We start from the raw sequence: 13937 nt of genomic DNA, 5'->3' as shown, positions 1-13937 counted from the left end.
CCACCCACCCGACACGCCGCCCAGCCGTGTCCCTCACCCCTCGCGTAGGCGAAGATGGAGACCGTGAGCCTGAGCCTGTGGAAAGCCCCCCGCGCCGAAGAGCCCGTCGTTGCGACGGTTGTCCTGCCCGGATCGAAATCCATCACCAACCGTGCACTGATCCTCGCCGCGCTCGCGCAGGGCCCCTCGACTTTGCGCGGTGCGCTCCGCAGTCGCGACACCGACCTCATGATCGACGCTCTCCGCACTCTCGGGACCACTGTCGAAGAACAGGACGACACCACGACGCTCGAGGTCACCCCCGGACCCCTCCGCGGTGGATCGGTGGAGTGCGGTCTGGCGGGCACGGTCATGCGCTTCCTGCCACCGGTGGCGGCACTCGCGTCGGGCACTGTCCGGTTCGACGGGGACGAACAGGCCCGCACGCGACCCTTGGGCACCATTCTCGACGCCCTGCGCGGGCTGGGCGCGGACATCGACGGGAACGCACTGCCGTTCACCGTCGAAGGCCGCGGCTCACTCCGAGGCGGACACGTCACGATCGACGCGTCCGGTTCCTCACAATTCGTCTCGGGCCTGCTGCTGTCTGCGGCTGCGTTCGACGAAGGTGTCACCGTGCATCACGACGGCAAGTCCGTTCCCTCGATGCCTCACATCGAAATGACCGTCGAGATGCTGCGCGCAGCCGGTGTCGCGGTGTCCACGCCGGCAAGCGGCGGCGACGCCGACACGTGGCGGGTGAGCCAGGGCGTGATCCGGGCCGTCGATTGGGCGATCGAACCGGACCTGTCGAACGCCACGGCCTTCCTCGCGGCCGCCGCCGTCACCTCCGGAGAGGTGACGGTGCCACGATGGCCCAGCCGCACAACGCAGCCCGGTGATGCGATACGCGAGATTCTCCTCGCCATGGGTGCGCAAGTGCGGCTCGACGGCGACGAGTTGACGGTCACCGGACCGGGCACACTGACCGGAATCGACATCGACCTGCACGACGTCGGCGAACTCACTCCCACCGTCGCCGCCCTTGCAGCCCTGGCCGAAGGGCCCTCCCATCTGCGGGGAATCGCGCACCTGCGCGGTCACGAGACCGACCGGCTGGCAGCGCTCTCCACCGAGATCAACGCGCTCGGCGGGAACGTCACCGAAACAGAGGACGGTCTCACCATCGTTCCCACAACGCTGCACGGCGGGACCTGGCACTCCTACGCCGATCATCGGATGGCGACGGCAGGCGCCATCATCGGACTCGTCGTCGACGACATGACGGTCGAGGACGTGGGCACCACGGCCAAAACGCTGCCGGGCTTCGAAAACCTCTGGGCCGCAATGGTGACCGCAGCTGCGGGCACCGGTCGGAAGGCGAGCTTCTGAGCCGCCGCGAGTACGACGAGTCCGATGTGCGGGTCCGTCCGGGTAGGGGGACGCGGCCACGGACCAAGACACGACCGGAGCACCTGAGCGCGGAGTCCGCCATGGTGGTGTCCGTGGACCGGGGACGGTGGGGCTGCGTACTGGGCGGCGATCCGGACCGCCTGATCGTCACCATGCGCGCCCGGGAATTGGGCCGCACCCCCATCGTGGTGGGAGACCAGGTCAGCGTAGTGGGCGATCTCTCCGGCAAGCCCGACACTCTCGCCAGGATCGTGCGGGTGGCCGAGCGCTCCACCGTTCTGCGGCGGACGGCCGACGACACCGATCCGTACGAGCGGATCGTCGTCGCCAACGCCCAGCAGTTGCTGATCGTGGTTGCGCTCGCCGATCCCCCACCGCGCACCGGTTTCGTCGAGCGTGCGCTGGTCGCCGCCTACGTCGGCGGGCTGAACCCCATCATCTGCCTCACCAAGAGCGACCTCGAGCCGCCCGAGGAATTCGCCAGCGCTTTCGCGGATCTCGATGTTCCCGTGGTGGTCGCCGGACGAGACGATCCCGTCGACGACGTCATGACCATGTTGTCGGGAAAGCTCACCGCACTGATCGGTCATTCCGGTGTGGGCAAGTCCACGCTGGTCAACCGGCTCGTTCCGGACGCCGATCGGGCGGTGGGTGTGGTGTCCGGGGTCGGGAAGGGGCGGCACACCTCGACACAGTCCGTCGCGCTGTCCCTACCGACGAGTGGATGGGTGATCGACACCCCCGGAATCCGGTCGTTCGGGCTTGCCCATATCTCCCCCGAGAATGTGGTGGCCGCCTTCTCCGACCTGGCCGCGGCGATCGAAGACTGCCCGCGCGGGTGCACCCATCTGGGCCCGCCCGCCGATCCGGAGTGCGCGCTCGATCAGCTCGAAGGGAAAGCGGCCCGACGCGTCGACGCGGTCCGCCACCTCCTCACCGCGATCGCTTCCAACGAAGCGTGGTGACGAAGGGGCGAACCGCGCCCGGTGAAAACTTCTTCTAGCGCGACAACAGCGCACGCAGGCCGCGGCGCCCGCGTGAGCGCTGGATCGCGCTGCGGAGCCCCTGCCGACGGCCGGTCACGGGATCGATTGTGGCTGTGGTCTTTCCACCGAACTTGCGCTCCGACGCGGTTTCCGGTGCGTCGTCCGCCGTGGCCTTGAGGTACTTGTTCGGCAGCGACAACTTGGCGATGGTGCGCCACGACTTCGCGTACTGCACGAGGAAGGGTCCCGTCGTATACGGCAGGTCGTACTTGTCGCACAGCTCACGAACGCGGACCGCGATCTCGGCGTAACGGTTGCTCGGCAGATCGGGGAACAGGTGATGCTCGATCTGGTAGCTGAGGTTGCCGGACATGAAGTCCATGACCTTGCCGCCCTCGATGTTTGCGCTACCCAGCATCTGGCGCAGGTACCACTCGGCGGGCGTTTCCTTGTCGATATCCGCCTTGGTGAACTTCTCTGCGCCGTCCGGGAAGTGACCGCAGAAGATGATGGCGTTGGTCCACACATTGCGGATCATGTTGGCGCTCACGTTGGCCGTCAGCGTGCTCTTCCACGCCGGGCCGGTGATCGCCGGGTGCACGACATAGTCCTTGAGGAGCTGCTTGCCGATCTTCTCGCCGACCTCGCGGAGCTTGCGCTGAGTCTCCTCCTTCGGCACCCGCCCCTTGGCGACCTTGCCGAGCTCGAGGTGCTGGGCCGCAATGCCGTATTCGAAGAACAGTGCCAGCAAGGTGTTGTACACGAGGTTGCCGGTGTTGAACGGCTTCCACCGCTGATCACGGGTGACGCGCAGAAGCCCGTATCCCACGTCGTCGTCCATACCGAGGACGTTGGTGTACTTGTGGTGAATGTAGTTGTGAGTCTGCTTCCAATGGGCGGACGGCCCCGTAACGTCCCACTCCCACGAGGTGGAGTGGATCTCCGGGTCGTTCATCCAGTCCCACTGACCGTGCATCACGTTGTGGCCGAGTTCCATGTTCTCGATGATCTTCGAGAGGGCGAGCATGGCGGTGCCCGCCAACCAGGCCGGGCGGCGCTTGCTCGCGAAGAGAACGGCCCGGCCACCGATTTCGAGCGACCGCTGCAACCGAATGGTATTGCGGACGTACCGTGCGTCACGTTCACCGCGAGATTCCTCGATATCGCGCCTGATCGCATCCAGCTCGCGTCCGAGCGCCTCGATGTCGGCTTCGGTGAGATGTGCGTATTCCTTGACGTCTGCAATCGCCATGGGGAACCTCCTCCTGGCTGGGTCGACAGTTCACACCCGTAGGCGCTGACATGACCTACCGTACCGTAAGTTACGACACCGTAGGTTACCTCAGCGTAGGTGTGAGGGAAATCACCGTCGACGGCGAGGAATCTTGGCCTCAGCGCGGGCTCGGAGGGCAGACAGCAGACCTCGGCGCTGCCCCGTCACGGGGTCCGTACGCAGTGTTTCGACCATGGCGGCACCAGCGTCGCGGGCGTCGCGGAACTTGCGCTCCGAGGAGGTCTCCGGAGCGTCGTCCGCCGTCGCCTTGAGCATCCAGTCGGGTAGCGCAAGTTTGTGGATGGTGCGCAACGCCAGCAGGTACTGCTTGGCCAGCGAGCCCGTCGTGTAAGGCAGGTCGTACTTCTCACACAGCGCCCGCACCTTCACCGCAATCTCGGGGTAGCGGTTGCTGGGCAGATCAGGGAACAGGTGATGCTCGATCTGGTAGCTGAGGTTCCCGCTCATGAAACCCATGACCTTGCCGGAATCGAAATTGGCGCTGCCGAGCATCTGTCGCAGATACCACTCGTGCCGGGTTTCGTTCTCGTATTCCTCCACGGTGAACTTTTCGGCACCGTCCGGGAAATGGCCACAGAAGATCACCACGTACGCCCACAGGTTGCGGACCAGATTGGCGGTGGTGTTCGCCGACAACGTCGACTTCCATGCGGGTCCCGCGAGCACCGGGAAGAGAAGGAAATCCTTGCCGACCTGACGGAAGATCTTGCGTGCGAAATCCTTGTTCGCCTGCGAGTTGAGCTGACCCTTCTCCACACCCTCGAGCTCGGCCGCGAACGTGAGGTCGTGCAGCGCGATACCCCATTCGAAGGTAGCTGCCAGAACGATATTCGCGATCGGCTGCAGCAGATTGATCGGCCGCCACTCCTCGTCGCGGGTCATCCTGAGAATGCCGAAACCCACATCGGAGTCCATTCCCACGATGTTGGTGAACGTGTGGTGGGAGTAGTTGTGGGCGCGCTTCCAATGCTCCGACGGACCCGTCTGGTCCCACTCCCACGACATCGAGTGGATCTCCGGATCGTTCATCCAGTCCCACTGGCCGTGCATCACGTTGTGGCCGAGCTCCATGTTCTCGATGATCTTCGAGAGGGACAGCATGGCGGTGCCGGCGAGCCAGGCCGGGCGGTACTTGCTTCCGAACAACGCGAGCCGGCCACCGAGCTCCAGCAGCCGCTGGGTCCGGATCGCTCGGCGAATGTAGCGGGCGTCGCGAACGCCCCGCGAATCCTCCACATCGAGCCGAATCGCGTCCAGCTCCCGCCCGAGCGATTCGATGTCCGCTTCGGTGAGGTGTGAGAATTCTTTGATGTCGGTGATTGCCACCGTGCTCCTCCGTCTGGTCAGAGACTCCGAGAATAGCCGAGACAGATGAACAACACGCCGACGCTCACGCGTCGAGCGTGCAGTCACCCGCCGCGGACGAGATGCACGTCTGGACGCGGTCTCCCTCGGCGTGCTGCTTCCCGGACCTCAGATCGATGGCGTGTCCCGACAGAATCGGCACGACGCAGGTCTGGCAGATACCCATCCGGCAGCCGAAGGGCAGCAGTGCCCCGGCCTTCTCGCCGGCCTCGAGCAGGGTGGTGGCGCCGTCGATCGTCATCACTTTGTCCGCTTTGGCGAAGGTCACGGTGCCGCCTTGACCCGAGGTGTCCGCGCGGGAGACCGCGAACCGTTCGAGGTGCAAGCGATCCTCGATGTCCTCGTCCCGCCACAGCGTCTCGATTTCGTCCAGCATCGGCAGCGGCCCGCAGGCCCACGTCTGCCGCTCCCGCCAGTCCGGACACACGTCGTCGAGGGAGGACAGCGCAAACTTGCCTTCGGTGCGGGTGAGCTGGATCTTGCACCGGAAGTCATCGTGTTCGTCGTGCAGGCGGGTCAGTTCGTCCGCGAACATCACGTCGGCATCGGTGGGCGCCGAGTGGACGTGGAAGACGTCGGGAAGCTGGCCGCGCCGGTTCATCGTGCGCAGCATGGCCATGACCGGAGTGATCCCGCTGCCGGCGGTGAGGAACAGAATTCGCTCCGGCGGGGGGTCGGGCAGGGCGAAGTTCCCCGTAGGCGTCGCGAGTCGCACGATCGTCCCGGACGGCACGCCGTTGACGAGGTGACTCGACAGGAATCCCTCGGGCATCGCCTTGACCGCAATAGAGATGAGCTTGTCGTCCCAGTTCGGCGGGGACGTGAGGGAATACGAACGCCAGTGCCATCGGCCGTCCACGTGAAGTCCGATGCCGATGTACTGACCGGGCTCGTAGTTGAAGTCGAATCCCCAGCCGGGCTTGATGACGATCGTGGCGGAATCGGCCGTCTCGGCGCGCACGTCGACGATCTGGCCGCGCAGCTCCCTGGCCGACCACAGCGGATTGGCCAGATGTAGATAATCGTCCGGGAGCAACGGCGTCGTGAGCCGTGCTGCCGCACCACGCAACCAATTGAGTTTGGACCGCTTGGCGGGCACCACCGCTGCTGCGGGCGCCTCGATCCAGTCCTTCAGACCCATCAGACCTCCACCTGTCTCGTCGTGACCTACGCTACCGTAGGTTACCGACTTACGGTACCGTAGGTTACCTCGAGGTAGGGATGCGGTCCTCTCGAGACGACCCTGAGGTCAGAGCAATTCCAGAAGAAAGGAAATCTCCTGGGTGGCATACCACGCGAGCACGTGATCCTCGGCGTCGCCGAGCACGAATTCCGCATCCGGATCGCCCAGGTCCGCCTCGTCGATCGCCGCGACGGCCCGCTCGATGTCCGGTTCGGCCTCCGCCAGATCCACATGGACCGACGCCACCTGCGAAATAGTCACCGGCCCCGGCAACCGCACCACGGCATCGTCGAGATCGGGGCGCGGTGTGACGTCGTCCACGTCTGCTGCCACGACCACCCGCCGGAAACGGACGCCGTCGCCGCCCTCTGACAACCGGCCCGCGATCAGCCGGAGCGAAGCCCGCGCGGCCTCACCCATCGCCACCTCGGCCAGCTCCTCGTCGTCACCCGACGAGTAAGCCTCACGCAGCGTGGCGGTGACAGCAAACGCGGTCCGGCTCATCGGATCGAACTTCGACTCGGTCACCAGCTCGTGCAGGATCTCGATGGTCGCGGGAACATACACCCTCGTCATGTGTCACCCGTCATTCGCAACGCGGACTTTTCACCGGCTGGCATCCAACAACTCCTCGAGAGATTGGTACAGCAGCGCCGCCACCACGTCCACATCGGCCATCGCATCACGGTCTGCATTCAAACCGTAGTAGACGTTGCCGTCGTAAGAGGTCAGCGCAATGCTCAATGTCTGATTTTTCAGCAGCGGCGACACCGGGTACATCTCGAGCATGCGCGCTCCGCCGACGTACAGCGGCATCTGCGGACCGGGCGCATTGGTGATCATCAGATTGAACATCCGCTGCGAGAAGCTGCTCGCCGCACGGGCACTCATCGCGTGCAGGGTGGCAGGCGCGAACCCGGACAGCCGCACGAGCGTCTGAGCCGTCACGCGCCGACTCTGCTTCGCGTGCGCCTCCATCGCATGCGCCACGTGTGAGAGTCGCACCACCGCATTCGGTTCCCCCACGGGCAGGTCGATGAGGAACGACGACACCATGCTCCGCGGATCCGACCACTCACCACGCTGGCCCAGGTCTACGTCCGTGTCGGGGTCGACGTACACCGACATCGGTACCATGGCGCGCACCGTGGTCGATTCGGCGACCGGCTCGCCGCGCGAGAGCAACCAGTTCCGCAGGGCACCCGACACCACGGCGAGGATGACGTCGTTGACCTCGCACCCATACCGTGCGCGGATCTTCCGGTAATCCCCCAGTTCGGTCTTGACCACGGCGAAGCGCCGGTTACGGGAGATGGTCGCATTCAGCGGGGTCGCGGGCGCGACCTGTGTGGCGGTACGCACCACAGCGGCCAACTTCCCCACCGCGCGCACGGTCTCGCCGAGCGCAGACGCCATGCCGCTCAGGGTCATTCGCAACGACGCCAACCCCTCCCCGGGCCGCGCCAGGATGTCGGCGAGGGCGCCGGCGACGAGGGTGGTCTCGCTCGGCTCCGGGCTGGGCATCCACAATTCCTCCGCCATGGGTCTGCGTGTCTTCGCCGAATCGAGAATGACCTGACCGATTTCGGGTGCCGTCTCCCCGTCGACGAGGGAGGAATGCGACTTGGTGAAGATCGCAAAGCGGTTGTTCGACAAGCCCTCCACCAAGTACATCTCCCACAGGGGGCGGGTGTTGTCGAGCGGCCGCGACGTGAGGCGCGCGACCAGATCATGTAGCTGCGCGTCCGAACCCGGCTTCGGCAGCGCCGATCGCCGGACGTGGTACTCGATGTCGAAATCCTGATCGTCCACCCACACCGGACGTGACAATCCCAACGCCACCTCCCGCACCTTCTGCCGGTACCGCGGCACCAGACTCAGGCGTTCCTCGACGAGACGAAGTAATTCCTCGTAGGACAACCCATTTCGGGGCTTGCGAAAGATGGCGAGCGAACCGACGTGCATCGGCGTGCTACTTGCCTCGAGAAAATAGAACGACGCGTCCTGCGTTGTCAGTCTCGTCACCATGTCGACGCCTGTTCCCCTTGCATTCCGTCTCGATCCACGTCGAGAAGCACCGCCAGCTCGCTCGCGGTCACCACGCCGTCGACGTGGTGCACACCCACCATCCCGACAGACACCGCACCGCGAACGTTGACCGCCAGGTCGTCGACGAAGATACAGTCCCGCGGTTCCAGGCCGAGCACTTCGGCCGTCAACCGGTAGATGCGCGGATCGGGCTTGGCCACACCGACATCGCCGGACAGCACCACCCGGTCGACCAGCCGGCCGTCACCGAGTTCCCGCAACCACTCACCCCCGGGACCGCCGGGGTCGTTACTCAGGATCGCGGTCCGGACGCCGCGACGCCGCGCGTCGGCGAGGACCGCCGACAGCCCGTCGAAGTCTGAACCGGGGCCCACGAGCACACCACCGACGTCCACAATCAATCCCCGCACGACCCCACCCTAGGGTTCCCTGCGGGGTTCGGCGACACGACCGCTGAATCCGTGCAAGGATGACCGCTACGACGGCCGTCTCATGCCGAAACCGGGGGGAAGAAATGAGTGAGTCCTACACGTTCCTGTCACGCGTGCCCAACTACGAACCGCCGACCGGTGAGGCGCTGGGCGCGGCCGGTCCAGCCGGGTCGTCCGGCACCCGGCGAGCACCGGGTCGGGGCCGTCACTCGTCACCGGCGCGTAGCTCGGCGCACTCCGGCACCTCGCCGCGCTCCTCGCCCGACGTCACTCGTCCTCGCGCCGCACCCGACGCACAGCGCTTTACCGAACACGCGTTCCGGCTGGTGCTGGAAGTACTGGATCGGCGGCGCAACGTGCGGCAGCTGCGGCCCGTGGTCGTTCCCTCACTGCTGGACGTGGCACGGACTCTCGCGCTTGCCGAGTCACCGTCGAGACGGCTCGGAGTGGCAACCCTGCTCCGTGTCCACCTTCGGGTACTCGACGACAACACACTCGAGGCGTTCGGCACCTACGGACGGGGACCGCGGGTGTTCGTGATCGCAGCCCGTGTCGAACGGAAATCCGACACGGGCTGGATCGTCACCTCGATGGTGGTCGGCTGACGAAGCGGCTCAGCGCTTGCGCTTGGACCGCGGCGCCTTCTTGCCCTTCGACTGCGACCGTGCAGCATCGCGTCGCTGGCGCCGGGTTCCTGGGTCCGAGTTGGTGTCGCTGCCGGTGCCGCGGCGGCTGAGCTGGGCGTTGCCGTCCTCCGCCGGGCCCGAATAGGTCAGGCCACGCGGCTCTGCCTCGTCCAGTCCCTTCGCGCGCAGGGCGGACGGTGCAGCGGTGCCCTGAGACTGACGTGCCGCCTCCTGGGTGGGCAGCGGGCGGGCAGGAGCGGGCGTCGGCGAGGCGGACGCCGTCGCGGCCGCCGAGGACGCCGTCACATTGACGCCGGGGGCGGCCGCCTGCTGCGGCGCAGCGGCCTCGACCTGCAGATTGAACAGGAATCCGACCGACTCCTCCTTCAGGCCCTCGAGCATGCCGGTGAACATGTCGAAACCCTCGCGCTGGTACTCGACCAGCGGATCGCGCTGCGCCATCGCACGCAGACCGATTCCCTCCTTGAGGTAATCCATCTCGTACAGGTGCTCGCGCCACTTGCGGTCGAGCACGCTCAGCAGCACCCGCCGCTCGAGTTCGCGCATGGCACCCGCACCGGCCGCGGCGTCGATTTCTGCTTCCCGGCGTGCATACGCCTGGTGTGCATCCTCGAGAAGCATCTCGCGGAGTTCGTCGCTGGTGACGTCCTTCACCTCACCGTCGGAGCCGTCTCCGACGATTTCCTTGTAGTCGAGGCCGATCGGGTAGAGCGTCTTCAGCGCGGTCCACAGCTGTTCGAGATCCCAGTCCTCGACGTACCCCTCGGAAGTGGCCCCGTCGACGTACGCGGTGACCACGTCCGTGATCATCTTCTCGACCTGGCCCTCCATGTCCTCGCCTTCGAGGATCTGGCGGCGCTCCTTGTAGATGACCGTGCGCTGCTGATTCATCACCTCGTCGTACTTGAGAACGTTCTTCCGGATCTCGAAGTTCTGCTGCTCCACCTGCGTCTGCGCACTCTTGATGGCCTTCGAAACCATCTTCGCCTCGATCGGAACGTCGTCGGGCAGGTTGAGCCGGGTCATGATCGACTCGAGCGCCGCGCCGTTGAACCGTCGCATCAACTCGTCACCGAGCGAGAGGTAGAACCGGGACTCGCCCGGATCGCCCTGACGTCCGGAGCGACCACGAAGCTGGTTGTCGATTCGCCGGGACTCGTGCCGCTCGGTACCGAGTACGTACAGTCCGCCCGCTTCCCGGACCTTGTCCGCATCGGCTTTCACCTCGGCCTTGACCTGCTCGAGAACCTCGTCCCACGCCGCCTCGTATTCCTCGGGCGTGTGGACGGGATCGAGTCCCCGCTTACGCAGGGCGATGTCCGCGATGATGTCGGGGTTGCCGCCGAGCACCACGTCAGTTCCGCGACCGGCCATGTTGGTTGCCACCGTGACAGCCCCGGACCGGCCGGCCTCGGCGATGATCGTGGCTTCCTGCTCGTGGAACTTCGCGTTCAGCACGTTGTGCGGCAGGCCCCGCTTGGTGAACTGCTTCGACAGATACTCGGACCGCTCGACGCTCGTAGTTCCGATCAGGACGGGCTGTCCCTTCTCGTGCCGCTCCACCACATCATCGACGACGGCGTCGAACTTTGCTTCTTCGGTCTTGTAGATGAGGTCGCCGTTGTCGACGCGGACCATCGGCCGGTTGGTGGGGATCGGGATGACACCGAGGTTGTAGATCTGGTGTAGCTCGGCGGCCTCGGTTTCGGCGGTACCCGTCATGCCCGACAGCTTGTCGTACAGCCGGAAGTAATTCTGCAGCGTGATCGTGGCGAGCGTCTGATTCTCGGCCTTGATCTCCACCTTCTCCTTGGCTTCGATCGCCTGGTGCATGCCCTCGTTGTAGCGGCGACCGACGAGGACACGACCGGTGAACTCGTCGACGATGATCACTTCGCCGTCGCGGACGATGTAGTCCTTGTCCTTCGTGTAAAGCTCCTTCGCCTTGATGGCGTTGTTGAGGTAGCTCACGAGCGGCGAGTTGGCAGCCTCGTACAGGTTGTCGATACCGAGCTGGTCCTCGACGAGCTCGACGCCCGCTTCGTGCACACCGATCGTGCGCTTGCGGATGTCGACTTCGTAGTGGACGTCTCGCTTCAGCATCGGCGCGATACGCGCGAACTCCGCGTACCACTTGCTCGACGCATCGGCGGGTCCCGAAATGATGAGGGGGGTTCGGGCCTCGTCGATCAGGATGGAGTCGACCTCGTCGACGACGGCGAAGGCATGACCACGCTGAACGAGATCGTCCAGCGAGTGCGTCATGTTGTCGCGCAGGTAGTCGAATCCGAACTCGTTGTTCGTGCCGTAGGTGATGTCTGCGGCATAGGCCGCGCGCCGCTCGGCGGGAGACATTCCGGACAGGATCACACTCGTCTCCATACCCAGGAAACGGTGAACTCGTCCCATCCACTCCGAGTCGCGCTTGGCGAGGTAGTCGTTGACCGTCACGACGTGGACGCCGTCGCCGGCGATGGCATTGAGATAGGCGGGCAGAACGCAGGTGAGTGTCTTGCCTTCACCGGTCTTCATTTCGGCGATGTTGCCGAAGTGCAGCGCAGCCCCACCCATGATCTGCACATGGAAGTGCCGCTGGTCGATGACGCGCCACGACGCCTCGCGGGCCACCGCGAATGCCTCGGGGAGCAACTCGTCGAGCAATTCACCGTCGCGGTACCGCGAGCGGAACTCGTCGGTCTTCGCCCGCAACTGCTCGTCGGTCAGGTCTTCGACCTCGGACGACAGCGAGGAAACGTGGTCGGCGATGTGCTTGAGCCGCTTGACCATGCGACCTTCACCAACACGGAGCAGCTTGGATAGCGACAGCGACGGCACAGTCTTGTTCGTCCTCAATCTTCGGCGGTGGGTGGGTGACACACAAAATCCGGCCGGAGGTCCGAGAACCCCGGCCGGATTCCATGGTAGGCGCTCTTCGGTGCGGACGAGTAGACCGACCGCTCACACCGTCACGTGGGACGAGTGCAGATCACGCCAGGCGGATGAGTCCGTAGTCGAACGCGTGCCGCCGGTAGACGACGGAAGGCTTGTCCGACTCCTTGTCGTGGAACAGGAAAAAATCGTGTCCTACCAGCTCCATCTCGTACAGAGCATCGTCGATGGTCATCGGTGTGGCCTTGTGTTCCTTGGTCCGCACCACCTGACCCGGCCTGTGCTCGTGCGGCTGCGATTCCTGGCCGTCGAGGGAGATGTCGGGGTTGATACCGAGACTCTCGTCCTCGGCGAGTGCTGCAGTGGCCTCTGCCACCGATACCGGGGTCTTCTCCCCGTAATGGACCTTCTTTCGGTCCTTGGTGCGGCGGAGCCTGCTCTCGAGCTTCGCGGTGACCGACTCGAATGCTGCATAGAAACTGTCGGCCGACGCTTCGGCTCGGGCTACCGGCCCTTTGCCTCGGGCAGTGATCTCGACGCGCTGGGCGCTCTTCCTCTGGCGTCGATTGCGTTCGTGCTGTAGTTCGACATCGAACAGGAAAATGGAGGGGTCGAAGCGCTCGAGGCGCGACAGCTTCTCGGAGACGTACACACGAAAGTGGTCGGGAACCTCGACGTTGCGTCCCTTGACGACAATATCGGCGCTAGGGGCATCGGTCTTCTCTTGTGCATCCGTGGTGCGTTCGTCGATGAAAACCGAAGCTTGCGAAGGGGTCGTCACTCGTACCTCCCGATTACGGCCCCGCCCCGAAATGGGCGGCGGCGGATTTGAGCAATGCCGGGAAGGGGTCCGCCCGGCACCAGGTTCGAAGTACCACCTCCTACCTGTGTTTCGGGTGTGTCCGCGACGCTAGTACGTAACTCGCGCGAGTGCCACTGTTCGGCGCAATTTCATGCAGCCGACACCGAGATTGTCGCGGCCTCGCCGCGAGGTCAGCCGACTCCGGCCAGGACGACCACCGAGGAAACCGGAATGCCGGCGCCGGACAGCACCCGGATCGACTCGGCCGCGGTCGCCCCCGTGGTCGAGACGTCGTCGATCAGAACTACCGTCTTACGTTGCGCCGCAGACCTTTCCGAACACAGATGCTGTGCGAATCGGTGGCCGCGCGAGGTGAGGAGAACACCACCCTCGAGGTTTACTCTACGTTGATCCGCGGACAGTCCGACGGAATCACGCACCCCTCTGCGCATGGCCAGCGCCGGACACACCCGGGACGCTCCCACCGCGGCGACAGCAATCCGGGTTACGGGATCGCCACCCCGCATCCTGGCCGCCCGCGAACGCGTGGGAGCGGGCACGAGGACCACCGGCGCGACCTCGGGCGGCGCCAGTTCACCCCATTGGTGCAGCCGCGCGAGTGCGCCCGCGACAGCGGAACCGAGCGGCACCGCGAGGTCGCGCCGGCCCCGTTCCTTCGCAGCGATCACCGCCCGGCGACGTGGACCCGAGTACGGTCCCAGCGCCCACACCGCGACTCCCGGATCGACCCGCGGCTGCAGGAGAATCGGATCGTCGGCCAACTCGGCGGCGCAGCCCTGGCACCATTGCGTGCCCGGCTCCGCGCACCCACCGCATTCTGCCGGCAGAATCAGATCGAGCAGCGTCCGTGAGCCGGGCAGTATGCGCATGCCGTCATC

At 65.2% G+C, this 13937-nt stretch carries 12 protein-coding genes; 3 read left to right on the top strand and 9 right to left on the bottom strand.

Annotated features, from left to right (window positions below):
- Positions 1 to 54 precede the first annotated feature (54 nt).
- Both aroA and rsgA read left to right on the top strand, forming a co-directional pair.
- Positions 55 to 1371: a 3-phosphoshikimate 1-carboxyvinyltransferase gene (aroA, locus tag ACH49N_RS00235; RefSeq protein WP_358270690.1), complete on the top strand. Its 1317-nt coding sequence runs from the start codon at positions 55 to 57 to the stop codon at positions 1369 to 1371.
- Positions 1368 to 2357 (top strand): ribosome small subunit-dependent GTPase A, encoded by a 990-nt coding sequence (gene rsgA, locus ACH49N_RS00230; protein ID WP_358270775.1) that lies wholly within the window; start codon positions 1368 to 1370, stop codon positions 2355 to 2357. Before aroA ends, rsgA begins: the two co-directional genes overlap by 4 nt.
- 34 nt (positions 2358 to 2391) lie before the next feature.
- Here rsgA and ACH49N_RS00225 read toward each other — a convergent pair whose 3' ends face one another.
- The 6 genes from ACH49N_RS00225 to ACH49N_RS00200 form a co-directional block, all read right to left on the bottom strand.
- Positions 2392 to 3630 carry a fatty acid desaturase gene (locus tag ACH49N_RS00225; protein WP_159925893.1) on the bottom strand — a complete coding sequence of 413 codons (1239 nt, stop codon included), beginning with the start codon at positions 3628 to 3630 and terminating at the stop codon, positions 2392 to 2394.
- 111 nt (positions 3631 to 3741) lie between these two features.
- Positions 3742 to 4998, bottom strand: a complete 1257-nt coding sequence (locus tag ACH49N_RS00220; protein ID WP_159925891.1) for an acyl-CoA desaturase — start codon at positions 4996 to 4998, stop codon at positions 3742 to 3744.
- Positions 4999 to 5062: 64 nt separating this feature from the next.
- Positions 5063 to 6178, bottom strand: a complete 1116-nt coding sequence (locus ACH49N_RS00215; RefSeq protein ID WP_109331255.1) for a ferredoxin reductase — start codon at positions 6176 to 6178, stop codon at positions 5063 to 5065.
- Between the two features lie 108 nt (positions 6179 to 6286).
- Positions 6287 to 6796, bottom strand: a complete 510-nt coding sequence (locus ACH49N_RS00210; RefSeq protein WP_358270693.1) for a DUF6912 family protein — start codon at positions 6794 to 6796, stop codon at positions 6287 to 6289.
- Positions 6797 to 6826: 30 nt separating this feature from the next.
- Positions 6827 to 8248 carry a wax ester/triacylglycerol synthase family O-acyltransferase gene (locus ACH49N_RS00205; protein ID WP_159925887.1) on the bottom strand — a complete coding sequence of 474 codons (1422 nt, stop codon included), beginning with the start codon at positions 8246 to 8248 and terminating at the stop codon, positions 6827 to 6829.
- On the bottom strand, positions 8242 to 8679 hold the full coding sequence (locus ACH49N_RS00200) for an HAD-IA family hydrolase (protein WP_159925885.1): 438 nt from the start codon (positions 8677 to 8679) through the stop codon (positions 8242 to 8244). Before ACH49N_RS00200 ends, ACH49N_RS00205 begins: the two co-directional genes overlap by 7 nt.
- 104 nt (positions 8680 to 8783) lie before the next feature.
- Here ACH49N_RS00200 and ACH49N_RS00195 point away from each other — a divergent pair, with 104 nt between their 5' ends.
- The gene (locus tag ACH49N_RS00195; protein WP_358270695.1) at positions 8784 to 9305 is read left to right on the top strand and encodes an Rv3235 family protein; all 522 of its coding nucleotides are present in this window, start codon (positions 8784 to 8786) and stop codon (positions 9303 to 9305) included.
- Between the two features lie 9 nt (positions 9306 to 9314).
- On the opposite strand, the gene secA is transcribed toward ACH49N_RS00195, so the two are convergent.
- The 3 genes from secA to ACH49N_RS00180 form a co-directional block, all read right to left on the bottom strand.
- Positions 9315 to 12182, bottom strand: a complete 2868-nt coding sequence (gene secA / locus ACH49N_RS00190) for a preprotein translocase subunit SecA (RefSeq protein WP_358270777.1) — start codon at positions 12180 to 12182, stop codon at positions 9315 to 9317.
- A gap of 151 nt (positions 12183 to 12333) precedes the next feature.
- The gene (hpf, locus tag ACH49N_RS00185; protein WP_159925881.1) at positions 12334 to 13017 is read right to left on the bottom strand and encodes a ribosome hibernation-promoting factor, HPF/YfiA family; all 684 of its coding nucleotides are present in this window, start codon (positions 13015 to 13017) and stop codon (positions 12334 to 12336) included.
- Between the two features lie 212 nt (positions 13018 to 13229).
- Positions 13230 to 13928 carry a ComF family protein gene (locus ACH49N_RS00180; protein WP_159925879.1) on the bottom strand — a complete coding sequence of 233 codons (699 nt, stop codon included), beginning with the start codon at positions 13926 to 13928 and terminating at the stop codon, positions 13230 to 13232.
- Between the last annotated feature and the right edge of the window lie 9 nt (positions 13929 to 13937).

The organism is Rhodococcus sp. NPDC019647, from assembly GCF_044389235.1.
Classification (GTDB): domain Bacteria; phylum Actinomycetota; class Actinomycetes; order Mycobacteriales; family Mycobacteriaceae; genus Rhodococcus_F; species Rhodococcus_F oxybenzonivorans.
Note: the sequence above shows the minus strand (reverse complement) of the source record. Positions and strands in the feature narration are given on the sequence as shown.